The sequence below is a fragment of the Mesorhizobium sp. RSR380A genome, assembly GCF_054719385.1.
Genome location: NZ_JBTTIB010000001.1, coordinates 5,452,128 through 5,470,599, shown reverse-complemented (window position 1 = coordinate 5,470,599; position 18,472 = coordinate 5,452,128). Strand labels below are relative to the sequence as shown.

The 18,472-nt window shown below is 62.8% G+C and carries 17 protein-coding genes; 6 read left to right on the top strand and 11 right to left on the bottom strand.

Annotated features, from left to right (window positions below):
* Positions 1 to 56 precede the first annotated feature (56 nt).
* Positions 57 to 905, bottom strand: coding sequence for an RNA methyltransferase (locus ACYG9Z_RS26510; protein WP_023751449.1), 849 nt, complete (start codon positions 903 to 905; stop codon positions 57 to 59).
* A gap of 217 nt (positions 906 to 1,122) precedes the next feature.
* On the opposite strand from ACYG9Z_RS26510, the gene ACYG9Z_RS26505 reads away from it, so the two are divergent.
* From ACYG9Z_RS26505 to ACYG9Z_RS26495, 3 genes are read left to right on the top strand one after another with little or no spacing between them, the layout of a single operon-like run.
* Positions 1,123 to 2,334, top strand: coding sequence for an NADP-dependent isocitrate dehydrogenase (locus ACYG9Z_RS26505; protein WP_023669114.1), 1,212 nt, complete (start codon positions 1,123 to 1,125; stop codon positions 2,332 to 2,334).
* Positions 2,335 to 2,344: 10 nt separating this feature from the next.
* Positions 2,345 to 2,959, top strand: a complete 615-nt coding sequence (locus ACYG9Z_RS26500) for a glutathione S-transferase family protein (RefSeq protein ID WP_023751448.1) — start codon at positions 2,345 to 2,347, stop codon at positions 2,957 to 2,959.
* A gap of 14 nt (positions 2,960 to 2,973) precedes the next feature.
* Positions 2,974 to 3,558 (top strand): demethoxyubiquinone hydroxylase family protein, encoded by a 585-nt coding sequence (locus ACYG9Z_RS26495; RefSeq protein ID WP_023751447.1) that lies wholly within the window; start codon positions 2,974 to 2,976, stop codon positions 3,556 to 3,558.
* 113 nt (positions 3,559 to 3,671) lie between these two features.
* On the opposite strand, the gene alaS is transcribed toward ACYG9Z_RS26495, so the two are convergent.
* Both alaS and recA read right to left on the bottom strand, forming a co-directional pair.
* Positions 3,672 to 6,341 carry an alanine--tRNA ligase gene (gene alaS / locus ACYG9Z_RS26490; RefSeq protein ID WP_460222862.1) on the bottom strand — a complete coding sequence of 890 codons (2,670 nt, stop codon included), beginning with the start codon at positions 6,339 to 6,341 and terminating at the stop codon, positions 3,672 to 3,674.
* Positions 6,342 to 6,611: 270 nt separating this feature from the next.
* Positions 6,612 to 7,715, bottom strand: a complete 1,104-nt coding sequence (gene recA, locus ACYG9Z_RS26485; RefSeq protein WP_023669117.1) for a recombinase RecA — start codon at positions 7,713 to 7,715, stop codon at positions 6,612 to 6,614.
* Positions 7,716 to 7,997: 282 nt separating this feature from the next.
* Here recA and ACYG9Z_RS26480 point away from each other — a divergent pair, with 282 nt between their 5' ends.
* Entirely contained in the window at positions 7,998 to 8,942 is a 945-nt protein-coding gene (locus ACYG9Z_RS26480) for a carbohydrate kinase family protein (RefSeq protein ID WP_023669118.1), read from the top strand.
* A gap of 70 nt (positions 8,943 to 9,012) precedes the next feature.
* Positions 9,013 to 9,930, top strand: coding sequence for a pseudouridine-5'-phosphate glycosidase (locus tag ACYG9Z_RS26475; protein ID WP_023751444.1), 918 nt, complete (start codon positions 9,013 to 9,015; stop codon positions 9,928 to 9,930).
* 203 nt (positions 9,931 to 10,133) lie between these two features.
* Here ACYG9Z_RS26475 and ACYG9Z_RS26470 read toward each other — a convergent pair whose 3' ends face one another.
* Positions 10,134 to 10,457 (bottom strand): TfoX/Sxy family protein, encoded by a 324-nt coding sequence (locus tag ACYG9Z_RS26470; RefSeq protein WP_023669120.1) that lies wholly within the window; start codon positions 10,455 to 10,457, stop codon positions 10,134 to 10,136.
* A gap of 83 nt (positions 10,458 to 10,540) precedes the next feature.
* Here ACYG9Z_RS26470 and ACYG9Z_RS26465 point away from each other — a divergent pair, with 83 nt between their 5' ends.
* Complete coding sequence (locus ACYG9Z_RS26465; RefSeq protein ID WP_023706439.1) at positions 10,541 to 11,038, top strand: GFA family protein; 498 nt, start codon at positions 10,541 to 10,543, stop codon at positions 11,036 to 11,038.
* A gap of 149 nt (positions 11,039 to 11,187) precedes the next feature.
* Here ACYG9Z_RS26465 and sufA read toward each other — a convergent pair whose 3' ends face one another.
* The 7 genes from sufA to ACYG9Z_RS26430 form a co-directional block, all read right to left on the bottom strand.
* Positions 11,188 to 11,568, bottom strand: coding sequence for a Fe-S cluster assembly scaffold SufA (sufA, locus tag ACYG9Z_RS26460; RefSeq protein ID WP_013532156.1), 381 nt, complete (start codon positions 11,566 to 11,568; stop codon positions 11,188 to 11,190).
* Positions 11,569 to 11,673: 105 nt separating this feature from the next.
* Entirely contained in the window at positions 11,674 to 12,060 is a 387-nt protein-coding gene (locus ACYG9Z_RS26455) for an SUF system Fe-S cluster assembly protein (protein ID WP_023751443.1), read from the bottom strand.
* A gap of 21 nt (positions 12,061 to 12,081) precedes the next feature.
* Positions 12,082 to 13,323 (bottom strand): cysteine desulfurase, encoded by a 1,242-nt coding sequence (locus ACYG9Z_RS26450; protein WP_023751442.1) that lies wholly within the window; start codon positions 13,321 to 13,323, stop codon positions 12,082 to 12,084.
* 137 nt (positions 13,324 to 13,460) lie between these two features.
* Positions 13,461 to 14,729: a Fe-S cluster assembly protein SufD gene (sufD, locus tag ACYG9Z_RS26445; protein ID WP_460222861.1), complete on the bottom strand. Its 1,269-nt coding sequence runs from the start codon at positions 14,727 to 14,729 to the stop codon at positions 13,461 to 13,463.
* A gap of 40 nt (positions 14,730 to 14,769) precedes the next feature.
* Complete coding sequence (gene sufC, locus ACYG9Z_RS26440) at positions 14,770 to 15,525, bottom strand: Fe-S cluster assembly ATPase SufC (protein ID WP_023751440.1); 756 nt, start codon at positions 15,523 to 15,525, stop codon at positions 14,770 to 14,772.
* 29 nt (positions 15,526 to 15,554) lie between these two features.
* On the bottom strand, positions 15,555 to 17,072 hold the full coding sequence (gene sufB, locus ACYG9Z_RS26435) for a Fe-S cluster assembly protein SufB (RefSeq protein ID WP_023743149.1): 1,518 nt from the start codon (positions 17,070 to 17,072) through the stop codon (positions 15,555 to 15,557).
* A gap of 188 nt (positions 17,073 to 17,260) precedes the next feature.
* On the bottom strand, positions 17,261 to 18,424 hold the full coding sequence (locus tag ACYG9Z_RS26430; RefSeq protein ID WP_023751439.1) for a cysteine desulfurase family protein: 1,164 nt from the start codon (positions 18,422 to 18,424) through the stop codon (positions 17,261 to 17,263).
* Positions 18,425 to 18,472: the final 48 nt, after the last annotated feature.

Here is an 18,472-nt window from a genome sequence, read left to right as displayed (position 1 = left end):
ATGGACGAGAGGCAAATAAAATTCGGTTACTTCAGCCGTTCGAAGCTTAGCGATTTCTAATCTTCTTTGTCTGCCTGGGGTTTTCGCGCAGCGGCCGGCAAACGCCTTGGATCGTCTCCCGGCGAGCCGTCACCGCGCGGCATGGCCGGCGAAAACCGGTCGAGCGACGAGATGATGCCACGCAGCACTTTCAGTTCCGGCTCGGCGAAACCGGCGCGCGTCAAGACGGCGCGCAGATTGTCGACCATCTTGGGTTTCTTGGGCGCCGGGCGGAAATAACCGCGCGCTTCGAGCGCGCCTTCGAGATAGGCAAACAGCCCGTGCAACTCTTCCTTGCTTGCCGGCTTCATTTCAGGGCTGGAGAAATTGGTCGCCGTCTCGTCCTTCAGGCCGGATTTCATCCATTCATAGGACATCAACAGCACGGCCTGGGCGATGTTGAGCGACGAAAAGCCGGGATCGACCGGGAAGGTGACGATCTCGTCGGCCAGCCCGACCTCGTCATTGTAGAGCCCAAAACGCTCGCGGCCGAACAAGATGCCGGTGCGCAGGCCGGCCATCTGACGCGCCCTCAGCGCCCTGCCCGCTTCGACCGGACCACGCACGGGTTTGAAGCCGTCGCGCTCCCGCGCCGTGGTGGCGAAGACGAAGTTGAGGTCGGCGACGGCGGACGCCAGGTCGCCGAACACTGTTACGGCATCGATGACATGGTCGGCGCGGCTGGCGGCGGCGCGCGCCTTCTCGCTCGGCCAGCCGTCACGCGGGTTGACCAGTCTCAGTTCGGCAAGGCCGAAATTGGCCATGGCGCGCGCAACCATGCCGATATTCTCGCCGAGCTGCGGCTCGACCAGGATGATCGCCGGCCCGGCGGCGGATGCGATTTCAGGATGATCGACGGCGGACATGATCTCAATGAACTGCTGTTTGCGGCATTTCAGCGTTCCCTGCCACATCCGCTCGGCAAAATGAAGCTTTTGCAAAACACCGGTCGCGGCACAGACGACCCATTCTGCACGGATCGGCGTTTGCGCGGCCAAATAGGCTTTGATATACGCTCCGCATCCCCGGCCGAAGCCATGCGGGCAAGGCCGTTTAGTTCCCCAAAAGCGAGGCATTCTTTTCATGGCGAAGATCAAGGTGGCGAACCCGGTCGTCGAGCTCGACGGCGACGAGATGACCCGCATCATCTGGCAGTTCATCAAGGACAAGCTGATTCACCCTTATCTCGACCTGAAGCTCGAATATTACGACCTCGGCGTCGAGCACCGCGACGCCACCAACGACCAGGTGACCATCGATTCGGCCAATGCCATCAAGAAATGGGGCGTCGGTGTGAAATGCGCGACGATCACGCCCGACGAGCAGCGCGTCGAGGAATTCAAGCTGAAGAAGATGTGGAAGTCGCCCAACGGCACCATCCGTAACATTCTCGGCGGTACCATTTTCCGCGAACCGATCATCATGAAGAACGTGCCGCGTCTCGTGCCGGGATGGACCAAGCCGATCATCGTCGGCCGTCATGCCTTCGGCGACCAGTATCGCGCCACCGACTTCCGCTTCCCCGGCAAGGGCAAGCTGACCATCAAGTTCGTCGGCGAGGACGGCAAGGTGATCGAGCACGACGTGTACGACGCACCCGGCGCCGGTGTTGCCATGGCGATGTACAATCTCGACGACTCCATCCGCGAATTCGCCCGCGCCTCGCTGAATTACGGCCTGCTGCGCAATTATCCGGTTTATCTCTCGACCAAGAACACCATCCTCAAAGCCTATGACGGCCGCTTCAAGGACATTTTCCAGGAGGTCTACGAGGCTGAATTCGAGGCCGAGTTCAAGGCGAAGAAGCTGTGGTACGAGCACCGGCTGATCGACGACATGGTGGCCTCCGCCCTGAAATGGTCCGGCGGCTATGTCTGGGCCTGCAAGAATTATGACGGCGACGTCCAGTCCGACACGGTGGCGCAAGGTTTTGGCTCGCTCGGCCTGATGACCTCCGTGCTGATGACGCCGGACGGCAAGACGGTGGAAGCGGAGGCCGCGCACGGCACCGTGACGCGCCACTATCGCCAGCACCAGAAGGGCGAGGAAACCTCGACCAATTCGATCGCCTCGATCTTCGCCTGGACGCGTGGCCTCGCCCACCGCGCCAAGCTCGACGACAATGCCGAGTTGAAGCGGTTTGCCGACACGCTGGAGAAGGTCTGCATCCAGACGGTTGAGAGCGGCTTCATGACCAAGGACCTGTCGCTCTTGATCGGTCCCGACCAACCATGGCTGTCGACCACCGGCTTCCTCGACAAGATCGACGAGAATTTGCAGAAGGCGATGGCGTAAGCCGGCAGCCATGGCCAAGCCGGTCGTCTACGGGGCGGACTACAGCGTATATGTGCGCATCGTCCGCCTCGTGCTGGCGGAAAAAGGCATCGACTACGACCTTGTGCCGGTCGATGTCTTTGCCGCCGAGGGCGCTCCCGCCTGGTACTTCGAGCATCACCCTTTCGGCCGCATTCCGGCCTTCGAGCATGACGGGTTTCGCCTGTTCGAAACCAGCGCAATCGCCCGCTATGTCGACGAGGCGTTCGACGGCCCGGCACTGCAGCCAAAAGACGCCCGCACCCGCGCAACGATGAACCAGATCATCGGCATGCTCGACGCCTATGCCTACAGATCGATGGTCTGGGACGTCGCCGTCGAGCGGCTTGAGAAGGAAGCGCCAGACGAGGCACTGGTCGCCAACGGGCTGCGCCAGGCGGAAACGGTGCTGCGGGTGCTCACCGCACTCAAGCCTCCCGGGCCGTGGCTGCTCGGCGACCAGCTGACGCTGGCCGACCTGCATGCGGCATCCATCATCGCCTATTTCGTCAAGGTCGCCGACGGGCAAAAGCTGCTTGCGGCGTTCGCAGACATCCAGGCCTGGTGGGAGGGCATCGCAAAACGTCCGAGCCTGGCGGCGGGCTGATATGGGTTCGGGCCATGGCTGACCCATCTCGCCAGGACGCGCTCACCATCGCCAGAATTGTCAGGGTCAACCACGCCGGTGAGTTCGGTGCGATCAGGATCTATTCGGCGCAGATTCTTGTCGCCAAACGCTTCTGGCCGGATTGCGTGCCATCCTTGTCGGAGATGCTCGGGCACGAGCGCAGGCATTGCGCCGCCTTCCGTGCCGCCATGCCGGCGCGGAAGGCGCGACCGTGCCGGGTGATGCAATTCTGGAGCTGGGGTGGCTGGCTGCTGGGTTTTGTGACCGCCCTGATTGGTCCGCAAGGCATCTGGGCCTGCACGGCGGCGGTTGAAGCGGCGGTGCATCGCCATCTGGACGATCAGCTGTTTTTCCTCGCCAATCGCGACCACGACTTGCACGGCATCATCCTGGCGATCCGCGAGGAAGAGCTCGCCCATCTCCATCACGCCGAAGAGCAGCTGAAATCGCCCGGCCCGGCGCTGAACTTTTTACGGTCGCTGATTTCGATCGCCACGGACGTGCTGATCTGGCTGTCCACCTGGGGCGATTCCAGCAGAATGACGCGCGCCCTGAAGGCGGCGAAAAGAACTAGCTAGACGGACCGTCTAAGAGCTGATTGCCGGCTTGCCACTATCAGCCACAGAATGGCAAGCACGGCGGCGAAGGCCGGAAAGCCGCACACAAAACCAGATAAGGCATAGGGTGGCTTTCAGGCTGCCTCCAGCGCCGCCCTCACCGCGGCGATCGCATCATTGGCCTTCGAGGCGTCCGGGCCGCCGGCTTGCGCCATGTCGGGCCGTCCGCCACCGCCCTGCCCGCCCAATGCGGCCGAGGCAACGCGCACAAGATCGACAGCGCTGAAGCGGCCGACGAGATCGTCCGTCACTGCGACCACGACGCTTGCCTTGTTGTCTTCGCCCGCACCGACGAAGACGACGACGCCTGAGCCGAGCGAAGTCTTGCCGGCATCGGCCAGCGGCTTCAAATCCTTCGGCGACACGCCGGAAACCGCTTTGCCGAGGAAGCCGATACCGGCGACGGTTTCGGTGGTGGCCGGAGCATCGGCCGCGGCACCACCGCCCAGCGCGAGTTTCTTGCGCGCTTCGCTCAGCTCCTTCTCGAGCTTCTTGCGCTCCTCGAGCAGCGTCTCGACACGCGCCGGCACGTCGGCCGGCGAGATCTTCAGCACAGCCGCCGTCGCCTTCAGGCGTCTGTCCTGCTCGTCGAGATATTTTCGTGCGGCTTCGCCGGTCAGCGCCTCGATGCGGCGCACGCCGGCGGCGACCGCGCTGTCGGAGACGACACGGACCAGACCAATATCGCCGGTCGCCCGGACATGGGTGCCACCGCAGAGCTCGACCGAATAGGGCCGGTTGGCCTTGGCGCCATGCACGCCGGTGCCCATCGAAACGACACGCACCTCGTCACCATATTTCTCGCCGAACAGCGCCATGGCGCCCTCGGCAATGGCGTCATCGACCGACATCAGCCGCGTCGTCACCGGGCTGTTCTGGACGACGATTTCGTTGGCCATGCGCTCGACCTCTTCGAGGTCTTCAGCCGAGATCGGCTTGTTGTGCGAGATGTCGAAGCGCAGGCGCTCGGGCGCGACAAGCGAGCCCTTCTGCGCGACATGGGTGCCCAGCACCTCGCGCAGCGCCTCGTGGATCAAATGCGTTGCCGAATGGTTGGCACGCAGCCGGGTGCGGCGCGCATGGTCGACCTTAAGTTCGACTGCTGCGCCCGTCTTGAGGATACCTTTTTCGACGATTCCATAATGCACAAACAGACCGTCGGCCTTCTTTTGCGTATCGAGGACTTTGAACACGACACCATCGCCTATGATGATGCCCTGATCTCCTTGTTGCCCACCGGACTCGGCATAAAAAGGCGTCTGGTTCACAATGACCGATATGCCCGGCTCGCCTACGCTGGCGCTGTCCACAACCTTGCCATAGCTAACTATAGCCTGAACAATGCCTTCCGCAGCTTCAGTCTCGTAGCCGAGGAATTCGGTGGCGCCGGCCTTCTCGCGCACCGAAAACCAGATGGTCTCGGTGGCCGCGTCGCCGGAGCCAGCCCAATGCTTGCGCGCTTCGGCCTTCTGCTGCTCCATCGCATGGGTGAAGCCGGCAAGGTCGACCGAGATGTTGCGCTGGCGCAGTGCGTCCTGCGTCAGATCGAGCGGGAAGCCGTACGTGTCATAGAGCTTGAACGCCGTCTCGCCGTCCAGCATGTCACCGGCATGAAGCGTCTCCGTCGCCTCCGAGAGCAGGCCAAGGCCGCGCACCAGCGTCTTGCGGAAGCGTGTCTCCTCGAGCTTCAGCGTTTCCGTGATCAACTGTTCGCCGCGCAGCAGTTCGGGATAGGCCTGGCCCATCTCGCGCACCAGCGCAGGCACCAGTTTCCACATCAACGGCTCCTTGGCGCCGAGCAACTGCGCATGGCGCATGGCGCGGCGCATGATGCGGCGCAGCACATAGCCGCGGCCTTCGTTCGACGGCAGCACGCCGTCGGCAACCAGGAAGGAGGACGAGCGCAGATGGTCGGCAATGACGCGGAAGGAGGCGACCGTCTCCTTGTCCGGGCCCTGCCCGAGCGCCGATGACGCCGCATCGATCAGGTGGCGGAACAGGTCGGTCTCGAAGACGCTCTCCACCCCTTGCAGGATGGACGCCATGCGCTCGAGGCCCATGCCGGTGTCGATCGACGGCCGCGGCAGGTCGATGCGCTCATCCTTGGTGACCTGCTCATATTGCATGAACACCAGGTTCCAGAATTCAAGGAAGCGGTCGCCGTCCTCCTCCGGGCTGCCGGGAGGGCCGCCCCAGATGTGCTCGCCACGGTCGATGAAGATTTCCGAGCATGGCCCGCACGGTCCGGTGTCGCCCATCGCCCAGAAATTGTCGGAGGTCGGGATGCGGATGATGCGGTCATCGGAGAAACCGGCGATCTTCTTCCAGAAGCCGGCCGCCTCGTCATCGGTGTGATAGACGGTGACCAGCAGCTTGTCCTTGTTCAGCCCGAACTCCTTGGTAATCAGGTTCCAGGCCAGCTCGATGGCGCGCTCCTTGAAATAGTCGCCGAAGGAGAAATTGCCGAGCATTTCGAAAAAAGTCAGGTGGCGCGCAGTGTAGCCGACATTGTCGAGGTCGTTGTGCTTGCCGCCGGCGCGCACGCTCTTCTGAGCGGTCGTGGCGCGCGAATAGGACCGCTTCTCCAGGCCGGTGAAGACGTTCTTGAACTGCACCATGCCGGCATTGGTGAACATCAGCGTCGGGTCGTTGCGCGGCACGAGCGGGCTCGACGCGACGACCTCGTGGCCCTCCTTGCGGAAATAGTCGAGGAATGTCGACCGGATCTCGTTCACGCCACTCATGACTGCTGCCTTTTCGCGAAAACCGCCGGCGCGGCCGGCGGACACTGGTCTCTGCTTTTAGAAGATCGACTTGGCCTTTTAGCGGGCACGCCCCACCCTGTCCAGAAACACGGAATTGGGCCAATCCGGCAACTGCCAAGCCGGCTTCACGCTGCCCAAAAACGAAAACCGCCGGCGCGAAGGCCAGCGGTTTGAAACGCAATACTAAAGAACTCGGTTACTTAAGCATCGGATAATAGACCGGATTTATGGCCGAACTCTGGCCGTACCCTACATGGCGCCGGATTCTTCCTCGAAGCCGTCGTCGCTTTCACCGCGCTCGGGGCCGCCATTTTCGAGAAACTTCTCGGCGATCAGCCCGGCATTCTGCCTGAGTGCCAGTTCGATCTCACGCGCCGTGTCGGGATTGTCGCGCAGGAACAGTTTGGCGTTTTCGCGACCTTGGCCGAGACGCTGCGAATTGTAGGAGAACCAGGCGCCCGACTTCTCGACCACGCCGGCCTTGACGCCGAGGTCGACCAGTTCGCCGGTCTTGGAGACGCCCTCGCCATACATGATGTCGAACTCGACCACCTTGAAGGGCGGCGCCAGCTTGTTCTTGACCACCTTGACCCGGGTCTGGTTGCCGACGACCTCGTCGCGGTCCTTGACCGAGCCGATGCGGCGGATGTCGAGGCGCACCGAAGCGTAGAATTTCAGCGCGTTGCCGCCGGTCGTGGTTTCGGGCGAACCGAACATGACGCCGATCTTCATGCGGATCTGGTTGATGAAGATGACCATGGTGTTGGAGCGCGAGATCGAGGCGGTCAGCTTGCGCAGCGCCTGGCTCATCAGACGCGCCTGGAGACCGGGCAGAGAATCGCCCATCTCGCCTTCGATTTCGGCGCGCGGCGTCAGCGCCGCCACCGAATCGACGACCAGCACGTCGATGGCGCCTGAACGCACCAGCGTGTCGCATATTTCCAGCGCCTGCTCGCCGGTGTCCGGCTGCGAGATCAAGAGGTTTTCCAGATCGACGCCGAGCTTGCGGGCATAGACCGGATCGAGTGCGTGCTCGGCATCGACGAAGGCGCAGATACCGCCTTTCTTCTGGGCTTCGGCAACTGTGTGCAGCGCCAGTGTCGTCTTGCCCGAGCTTTCCGGCCCGTAGATCTCGACGATGCGGCCGCGCGGCAGGCCGCCGACGCCAAGCGCGATGTCGAGGCCCAGCGATCCGGTCGGCACGGTTTCGATCTCGACGACCTGCTCGTTGGCGCCAAGCCGCATGATCGAGCCCTTGCCGAAGGCGCGCTCGATTTGCGACAGCGCCGCGTCCAGAGCCTTTGATTTGTCCACCGCTTTGTCCTCTACAAGCCGCAAAGAATTCTGAGCCATGATACATCACCCCTTGGTCGTCAATGAAGGCCGGACAATCCGTAATCCCTGCCCATTTTGTACTACTTTTGTTCTCGTTTGGCAAGAGGGGTCAAATATCTGAAAAGCAATCTTTATCCGGATTTGTTCTTTTTTTGTCTCATGGTTTCGTTTCCGGATGTATCCACCATTGGGCCAGACGCTCCGGCTGTTTCGATCGGCCGAATCGCCGGCTCGCCTGCGAAGCTCCGTCGCACAGCCTAGCGCTTGTCCGGTTCGAAAAACAAAGGTCATATCGCCGGCATGGTGAAATCAGCAAAGATACTGGCGGTGGGCGGCGCCCATATCGATCGCCGCGGCCAGGTGTCGGGCACGTACGTGCCCGCGGCGTCCAACCCCGGCACGATGCGCGAGGATGTCGGCGGCGGCGTATTCAACGCGCTGCGCAGCCTGGTGCGGCGCGGCGTCTCGGCCTCGCTTTTGTCGGTGCGCGGCGGCGATGCCTCGGCCGAGACGGTTGCGCGCGCCATCGCCGACTCCGGCATTGCCGACCTGTCGGCGGTTTTCCTCGACCGCACGACGCCGAGCTACACGGCGCTGATCGATCGCGACGGCGAGCTGATCACCGGCTTTGCCGATATGGCGCTCTACGATTTGGCGTTCCCCAAGCAGATCCGCCGCTCCAAGGTGCGCGAGGTGGTCGCCGAGGCCGATGCGGTGCTCTGCGACGCCAATCTGCCATCAACGGCGCTGGAGCGGCTGGTGGGGCTCGCCGCCGGCAAGCCGGTGTTCGCCATCGCCATTTCGCCGGCCAAGGTGGTGCGGCTGATACCGGTGCTGAAGGAACTCGCGCAGGTCTTCATGAACCGGCGCGAGGCCATGGTGCTGGCCGGCGTCGATGCCAATGCCACCGAGCGCGAGACCGTCGACGGACTGCGCTGCAGCGGCCTCACCAGTGGCGTGGTGACGGCGGGCGACGGCCCGGTGCTGGGATTCGACGAAGCCGGCGCCTTCTCTATCCTGCCGCCGGCGCCGAGAAAAGTCGCCGACGTCACCGGCGCCGGCGACGCGCTGGCCGGCGCCACCATCGCTGCCCTGCTGCGCGGCCTGGCATTGCGCCAAGCCCTCCGCGAAGGCGTTGCCGCGGCGACGCTCGCCATCGAAAGTTCGGATGCCGTGCCGGCCTTCACCGCCGCGATCTTCACCGAGGCACTGGCTCTTGTGCCCGACGCGCAGGAAATGGCATGAGGGCGGCCAATTGCCATTGCCGGAGCGCGACGTCCAAGCGGACGCGCGGATCTCCGGATCGGAGACCATCATGACACCGCAAAGCGCCCGCCCCTTCATCGACATCCACGCGCCCGTGGCCGAGGCGCTCGCCGCTGGCCGCCCGGTCGTGGCGCTGGAAAGCACCATCATCACCCATGGCATGCCTTACCCCGACAATGGCGCCATGGCCGCCAATGTCGAAAAGATCATCCTGGACAATGGCGCGGTGCCGGCGACGATCGCCGTGGTCGCCGGCCGCATCAAGATCGGACTGTCCGACGGCGAGCGCGAGTCGCTGGCCATGAACGGCGATGCCATGAAGCTGTCGCGCGCCGACCTCGGCTTTGCGGTCTCGCAAGGCCGCACCGGCGGCACCACGGTCGCCGCCACCATGATCGCCGCTGACATGGTCGGGATAAAGGTGTTCGCCACCGGCGGCATCGGCGGCGTCCACAAGGGCGCGGAAAAGAGCTTCGACATCTCGGCCGATCTCGACGAGTTGGCGCGCACGCCGGTCATCGTCGTCTCGGCCGGCGCCAAGGCGATCCTCGACATCGAAAAGACGCTTGAAGTGCTGGAGACGCGCGGCGTGCCGGTGATTGGCCATGGCTGCGAGACGATGCCGGCCTTCTGGTCGCGGCATTCGCCGTTCCGCGCGCCGCTGACCCTGCACAGACCGGAAGAGATCGCGCATTTCTACAAGACCAGGGCGGCACTTGGCCTGGTCGGCGGCATGCTGATCGCCAACCCGGTGCCGCAGGACGATGAAATCCCGGCCGACGAGATGGCCGGCTATATCGAGGCCGCGCAGAAGGCGGCGGAAGTGCAGAATGTGACCGGAAAGGCGGTGACGCCGTTCCTGTTGGGCAAAATCCTCGAACTGACCGGCGGCCGGAGCTTGAAGACCAACATCGCGCTGGTCGAGAACAATGCGCGGCTGGCGGCGAGGATTGCCAAGGCGCTGTAGGATCGCCTACGTCGGCGGGACAGCACCCCCCTCTGGCCTGCCGGCCATCTCCCCCGCAAGGAGGGAGATTAACAGCTTAGCCGCAGGCTCCCATTTTCAACGTTGGTGATTGGCGAAGGCCAATGTGACAACTGATCTCCCCCCTTGCGGGGGAGATGTCCGGCAGGACAGAGGGGGGTGGGAAGAAACGCGGCGGTCCCGGTTCACTTCCCCGCCCTTCGTCCCGCCTCATACGCCCGGCGCGCCCACACCCTCATCTCGTCAGGATCATCAAACGCGTCGTCGGGAATGCTCCAGTACGGCATCGCGACCAGCTTGCCGTGGCGGGTGCCGGTATAGGTCCATTGCTTGCAGCCGGCGGCTTCGAAGTCGGGCGCGCTTTGCTCGTCAGCCTTGAGCAGCAATTCGCCGCGCAGCACGATAGCGACGATGACGCCGTCGAAATAGATACCCTTGCCGCCGAACAGTTTTCGGATACTGACCGGGCCGAGGCCTTCGAACAGCTCTTCGATGCGTTCATTGTCCATGCCGCAATCATGTCACCGGGCTTGCCATGGCTGCAACCAAAAACCATGCTGGCAAGTTGAGAGCCATCCGTCGGAGTTCTGTCATGCCGCTGCTGCTCAAGGGATCCTGCCGCTGCGATGCCGTCCATTTCGAGGTGGAGAGCAACACGCCGGTGCCGTTCATGCTGTGCTACTGCTCGATCTGCCGCAAGCAGCAGGGCGGCGGCGGCTTCGCCATCAATCTCGGCGCCGATTACAAGACGCTGAAAATCAAGGGCAAGCGCAATCTCGGCGTCTACCAGGCCGAGATCGCGGACGACGAGCATCCAAAGTGTGAGATTTCGACGGGCGAGCGCAATTTCTGCAAGAAGTGCGGTTCGGCGCTCTGGCTCTACGATCCGACATGGCCGGACCTGGTCCACCCCTTCGCCTCGGCAATCGACAGCGAGCTGCCGAAGCCACCGGAGAAGGTGCATCTGATGTTGAAATACAAGGCGAGTTGGGTTGAGCCGGTGATCGGCAAAAAGGACAAGGCGTTCGACGTCTATCCCGAGGAATCGATCGCCGACTGGCACAAGCGGACGAAGATGTGGGTGAAGTAAGCAGGGAGGCGCGGAGCGCGACTTCCGATGGTCAGCGCTGCCCCTCATCCGGCCCTTCGGGCCGTTCGTCATTCGAAAAGCCAAGCAATTGGCTTTTCGCCCGCTGCGCGGACCATTCCTCACCTCCCCGTGAACGGGGAGAAGGAAGATCAGGCCGAAGCGCGCGCCTCAGCCAGCGCCTTCAGGTCGGCGGGCTTCAGTTCGACGGATTCGCCGCAGCCGCAGGCCGAACTCTGGTTCGGGTTGTGGAAGGTGAAGCCGGTGCGCAGCGTCGTCTGCTCGAAATCCATCTCGGTGCCGAACAGGAAAAGCGCAGCCTCGGGCGCGACATAGACATGCGCGCCGTCGCGTTCGATATGGTCGTCCTTGGTGTTGGGCTCGGTCACCAGGTCCACCGTATATTCCATGCCGGCGCAACCGCCCTTCTTGATGCCGAGGCGAATGCCATGCGCATTGTCGCGCGTGGCGACGATCTCGCGCACCCGGTCGGCTGCCTTTTCGGTCATCGTGATGACGGCGAAGCGTCCCATTCTTTTTCCTCTTCCATTCCATGCAGGTTCAAGGCCTGCCGAATGATTCCTCACCTAAAATGGTGAAGTTTTACCACTGGTGCAAGTGCACCAACCTCAGTCAACCTAGTACCAGCCAACCGCCACCTGCGCCTCTTCTGACATGCGGTCGGGCGACCAGGGCGGGTCGAAGGTCATGTTGACCTCGACGCCGGAGACGCCTTCGACGGCGCCGACGGCGTTTTCCACCCAGCCGGGCATTTCACCGGCCACCGGGCAGCCGGGTGCGGTCAGGGTCATGTCGATCTTGACCGCGCGGTTGTCCTCAATGTCGATCTTGTAGATGAGGCCCAGCTCATAGATGTCGGCCGGGATTTCCGGGTCATAGACCGTCTTCAGCGCCGAGACGATGTCGTCGGTCAGCCGCGCCAGCTCGCCGGCGGGAATGGCCGAGGCGGAAACCAGCGGATTGATGGCTGCTTCCGGCGCGGTGGTGTGGCTCGCATCATCCATGGTCGTCATCCAAAGAACCTGTCACCCGAAGAACTTGCGCGCTTTTTCCAGCGCATCGGCCAAAGCGTCGACTTCGGCCATGGTATTATACATGCCGAACGATGCCCTGCATGTGGAGGTTACGCCAAAGCGTTTCAACAGCGGCTGGGCGCAATGGGTGCCCGCGCGGACGGCAACACCCTGCCTGTCTATCACCATCGACACGTCATGGGCATGAATACCCTGCAATTCGAAGGAAATGATGGCGCCCTTGTCCGGCGCGTCGCCGAAGATGCGCAGCGAGTTGATGGCGCGCAGCCGTTCATGCGCATAGGTCTTGAGATCGGCCTCATGCGCGGCAATGCGCTCGCGGCCAACCTTTTCCATGTATTCCAATGCTGCACCCAGGCCAATCGCCTGCACGATCGGCGGCGTGCCGGCCTCGAAGCGGTGCGGCGGCTCGTTGTAGGTGACGATGTCTTCAGTCACCTCCTCGATCATTTCGCCGCCGCCCATGAAGGGGCGCATGCCCTGCAGAATGTCCTTCTTGCCGTAGAGCACGCCGATGCCGGAGGGCCCGTAGACCTTGTGGCCGGTGAAGACGAAGAAATCGCAATCGAGGTCCTGGACGTCGATCGGCATGTGCACGGCGCTCTGGCTGCCGTCGACAAGTACGGGAATTCCACGCGAATGCGCGATGCGCACGATCTCCTTGATCGGGGTTACCGTGCCCAGCGCGTTCGACATATGCGTGATGGCGACGAGCCTGGTCTTGTCGGTCAGGCGCTTTTCGAATTCCTCGATGTGGAAGATGCCGAGATCGTCGACCGGCACCCAGACCAGCTTGGCGCCCTGCCGTTCCCGGATGAAATGCCACGGCACGATGTTGGAGTGGTGCTCCATGATCGACAGCACGATCTCGTCGCCCGCGCCGATATTGGGCATGCCATAGCCGTAAGCGACGGTGTTGATGGCGGCTGTCGTGTTGGAGGTGAAGACGATGTTGTCGGTGCTTGGCGCATTGAGGAAACGGCGCACCGTCTCGCGCGCCTTCTCATAGGCGTCGGTTGAGGCATTCGACAGGAAATGCAGGCCGCGATGCACGTTGGCGTATTCCTGGGAATAGGCGTGCTGGATCGTATCCAGCACCACCTGCGGCTTCTGCGCCGAGGCGCCATTGTCGAGATAGACCAGCGGTTTGCCGTAGACTTCGCGCGACAGGATCGGGAAGTCGCGGCGGATCGCCTCGACGTCGTATGGGGTGGTTTCGATCTTCTGGTCCATTACAAGCTCTCTTGAGGCACCGCCTCGCTTCGTCACGCACCCCGCATCCGACCGAGCTTCGCTCGGCCATCGCCCGGGGCGAGTCACTTGCCTCGCCCGTCCTTCGGACCCCACAAGGGGAGAAGGGAAAGAGGCGCTTACCCGTGCGCCACAAACCAGTCGTCGAGCCTTGTTTCCAGGGCCTCGACGATGGTTTTGTCGTCCAGTTCCTCGATCACTTCGGCGACGAACGCCTTGACCAGCAGGCCGCGGGCGCTCTTCTCGTCGATGCCGCGCGCCATCAGATAGAACAGATGTTTGTGGTCGATCTCGGTGACGGTCGCGCCATGGCCACAGATGACGTCGTCGGCGAAGATTTCGAGCTCCGGCTTGGTCGAGAACTCGCCATCATCCGACAAAAGCAGCGTGTTGCAGGCCATCTTGGCGTTGGTTTTTTGCGCGTATTGGTGGACGTTGATGCGGCCCTGGAAGACGCCCCGCGCCTTGCCGGTCACCACGTTGCGGATCACTTCCGTCGAGGTCGTGTGCGGCACGGCATGGTCGAGCACCATGGTCACGTCGGTGTGGGTGTCGCCGGCGAGCAGGTTGATGCCGCGCAGTTTGAAGTCGGCGCCTTCGCCCGTGGTCTTCACCACGATCTCCTGGCGCACAAGCTTGCCACCGGCATTCATGAAAAACAGCGTCAGCTTCGAATTCTTGCCGAGATGCGCCTTGAACTGCGCCAGATGGGTGGCCGTTTCCGGCTGTTCCTGGATGATCAGCCAGGTCACCTCGGCGCCCTCGCCCAACACCAGCTGGCTGACGGAGCTGGCCAGAGCCGCGCCCTCGCCCGCCTGACGCTCGACGATCGCAGCCTTGGCGCCGGCGCCGACACGCACGGGAAAGCGCACATGGGTCTGTCCGCCGGCTTGCAGGTTCTGCAATTCGATCGGCTTTTCCAGTGCTGCGCCATCGGCGATGTCGACGAAATAGCCGTCGGCGACGAAAGCAGTGTTCAGCGCGCCGATGGCGTCATCGCTGCCATAGGGGTCGAGGCCGGGTGCAATCGAGCCGTCGGTCAGCTTTTCCGACAGGCGCTGGATCGTCACGCCCTCGATCGCGGGGAATTTCGCACTCGAGACGCCGTTCAGAACCGCCAGCACGGCGGAACCTTCGACGATGGGCGTTAGCGTTTTGGCGGCGGCCGTCGGATCGAATGCCGGCACCGCGGTCAACAGCCGGCGCAGATCAGTGTAATGCCAGGATTCGATGCGCCGCGTCGGCAGGCCGTGCTTGATCGCCTCGATGGCGTCGTCGCGCTTCAGCATCACCGCACCGTCGCCCGGCAGCAGCGACAGCCGCTCGCCGAAAGCGTCGATCAACGCCGTTTCGGCCTGGGTGCGCTGGGGTGTCGAATGCATGTTCATAAGCTTGGCCCTGTCTTTTGGTACAAAATGACCTGGCATCTCACGCGGCGTCGCCGATCACGCCGGCATAGCCATTGGCTTCGAGATCGAGCGCCAGCGACTTGTCGCCGGACTTGATCACCTGGCCCTTGTATAGGACGTGCACGCTATCGGGCACGATGTGCTCAAGCAGGCGCTGGTAGTGGGTGATGACGATGATGGCACGGTCGGGCGAACGCAGCGCGTTGACGCCGTCAGAGACGATCTTCAGCGCGTCGATGTCGAGGCCGGAATCGGTCTCGTCGAGCACGCAGAGCTTTGGCTCCAGCAGCTTCATCTGCAGGATCTCGGCCCGCTTCTTCTCGCCGCCGGAAAAGCCGACATTGAGCGGCCGCTTGAGCATCGCCATCTCCATCGAGAGCGAGGCTGCCGCCTCTTTCACCCGCTTCAAAAATTCCGGAATTTTTAGCGGCTCCTCGCCGCGCGCCTTGCGCTGCTCGTTCATCGCCACTTTCAGGAATTCCATGGTCGCGACGCCAGGTATCTCCATCGGATACTGGAAGGCGAGGAAGATGCCCGCGGTGGCGCGCTCGGCCGGATCCATTTCGAGGATCGACTGGCCATTATAGAGGATATCGCCTTCGGTGACCTCATAGTCCTCGCGGCCGGCGAGGATATAGGACAGCGTCGATTTGCCCGAGCCGTTCGGGCCCATGATGGCGGCGACCTCGCCGTTTTTCACCGTCAGGTTCAGGCCGCGGATGATCTCGGTGCCGTCATCGACGATGCGGGCATGCAGGTTCTTGATCTCAAGCATTTTTTCTTTCCTGGATATATATTGTCCGGTCAGCCGACCGAGCCCTCGAGGCTGATGCCGATAAGCTTCTGCGCTTCGACCGCGAACTCCATCGGCAGCTGCTGGATAACATCCTTGACGAAGCCGTTGACGATCAGCGCGATCGCCTCCTCTTCCGGGATGCCGCGCTGCATGACGTAGAACTTCTGGTCCTCGGAAATCTTCGACGTCGTCGCCTCATGCTCGAACTGCGCCGTCGAGTTCTTGGCTTCCATGTAGGGCACGGTGTGGGCGCCGCACTGGTCGCCGATCAGGAGACTATCGCAATTGGTGAAGTTGCGGGCGTTGGTTGCCTTGCGGTGCGCCGAAACCTGGCCGCGATAGGTGTTCTGCGAGAAGCCGGCGGCGATGCCCTTGGAGATGATGCGGCTCGACGTGTTCTTGCCGAGATGGATCATCTTGGTGCCGCTGTCGACCTGCTGGTAGCCGTTCGACACGGCGATCGAATAGAACTCGCCGGAGGAATCGTCGCCGCGCAGGATACAGCTCGGATATTTCCAGGTGATCGCCGAACCGGTCTCGACCTGCGTCCACGAGATCTTCGAACGGTGGCCGCGGCAGTCGCCGCGCTTGGTGACGAAATTGTAGATGCCGCCCTTGCCCTCGGCATCGCCGGGGTACCAGTTCTGCACCGTCGAATATTTGATCTCGGCATCGTCGAGCGCCACCAGTTCGACGACGGCGGCATGCAGCTGGTTCTCGTCGCGCTGCGGCGCCGTGCAGCCTTCGAGATAGGAGACGTAAGCCCCCTCCTCGGCGATGATCAGCGTGCGCTCGAACTGGCCGGTGTTCTTCTCGTTCATGCGGAAATAGGTCGACAGCTCCATCGGGCAGCGCACGCCCTTGGGCACGAAGACGAACGAGCCGTCGGTGAAGACAGCCGAATTCAGCGTGGCGTAGAAATTGTCGGAGGTCGGCACGACCGAGCCGAGATATTTCTGGACCAGCTCCGGATGCTCGCGGATGGCCTCCGAGATCGAGCAGAAGATGACGCCGGCCTGCGCCAGCTCCTTCTTGAACGTGGTGACGACGGAAACGGAATCGAACACCGCGTCCACCGCGACACGGCCCGATTTGTAGACGTTGTCGCTGGGCTCCTCGAGATCGGACGCGTCGGTCTTCTGCACGCCAGCGAGGATTTCTTGTTCCCGCAGCGGAATGCCGAGCTTCTCGTAGACCTTCAACAGCTCGGGATCGACGTCGCTCAGCGAGGTCGGGCCGGGCGTGCTCTTGGGCGCCGCGTAGTAATAGAGGTCCTGAAAGTCGATCTTCGGATAATGGACGCGCGCCCAGGTCGGCTCTTCCAGGGTCAGCCAGCGCCGATAGGCTTCCAGACGCCATTCCAGCATCCAGGACGGTTCATCCTTCTTGGCCGAGATGAAGCGAATAATGTCTTCGCTCAGGCCCTTGGGGGCCTTGTCCATCGCGATCTCTGTCTGGAATCCATATTTGTACTGGTCGACGTCGATCTTTCGGACCCGATCGATCGTGTCCTGCACAGCAGGCATAAGCGTTCTCCATCCACGCCGGGGTCAAGGCCCGACAGTTTTCAAACTATGGCATCGCCGAGGGCTGCCCATGAGGCGCCGAAGGCGGCGTAAGTTTCATATAGTGCGTCTCGGCCGGGAATTCACCCGGCCACTTGCAAACGCACGGCTCTACCAGGCCGCGAGGGCCCGAATTCTTTGTCGCCGCCTCAGGCGGCTTGTTCCCTGGCCGCCCGGCGCTGGGCAATACCAGCCAGCGCAGCACGGAACAGTTCGATATCCCCGGCACTCGTTGCGTGGCCGATGGACACGCGCAAAGCGCCGAGGCTGTCGCCGTAACCCATGGCTTTCAGCACATGGCTCGGCCCGACCTTGCCCGACGAACAGGCCGATCCCGCCGACAGCGCAACGCCAGCCAGATCGAAAGCGATCTGCGCCGTCTCGGCTTTGATGCCGGGAATAGCGAAGAATGTCGTATTGGCAAGCCTTGGCGCGCCGGTTCCGAAGATTTCTGCGTCCGGCACCAGCGTTTTGAGTGTTTTCTCGACCTCGCCGCGGCGTTGCGCGATCGCTTCGACGTCTTTCAGTCCAGCCAAAGCCTGCCGCGCCGCGGCGCCAAAGCCGGCGATGGCCGCAAGGTTTTCGGTGCCGCCGCGATGGCCCTTTTCCTGGCCGCCGCCATTGATCAGCGGCTTCGGCATCATCAGATCGGCTGCCGCAACGACGGCGCCGACACCCTTGGGGCCGCCGATCTTGTGCGAAGACAGAATCAAATAGTCGGCGTAAGCCGCTGACATATCGATGGGAACACGGCCCGCAGCCTGCACCGCGTCGACCACCAGAATGCCGCCCGCCGCCTTGACGATCGCGGCGATGCGATCAATCGGCTGGATGACGCCGGTCTCGTTGTTGGCCGCATGGATCGCGACCAACGGCAGGCCTTCGGCCTTGTCATGCGCGGCCAGAGCGGCTGTCAGCTGAGCGAGGTCAGCGATGCCATCGGCGTCGACGCCGATCCGCGAAACCTGTGTTGCCGGGAAGCGGCCGCCGTTCAACAGGCAAGGGTGGTCGGCCTCGCAGACATAGAGCCGGCTCATGCGCACCGTGCCACGGCCCATCCGCCAATCCGGTGTCAGCAGCGTCGATGCGGCTTCCGTCGCGCCGGAGGTGAAGACGACATGCTCGGCCTTGGCGCCGACAAGTGCCGCCACATCGCGCCGGGCAGTGTCGATCAGGCGCCGCGCCGCGCGCCCCTCGGCATGCACCGACGACGGATTGGCGACGAGATCGAGCGCGGCAATCATCGCCTCGCGCGCCTCGGCAATGAGCGGCGCGCTGGCATTGTAGTCGAGATAGGCGCGTGCTGCGGCCATTTTCACCCAATCGATCCCGTCAAGACCCTTTCCGCAAGGATAGCGCGT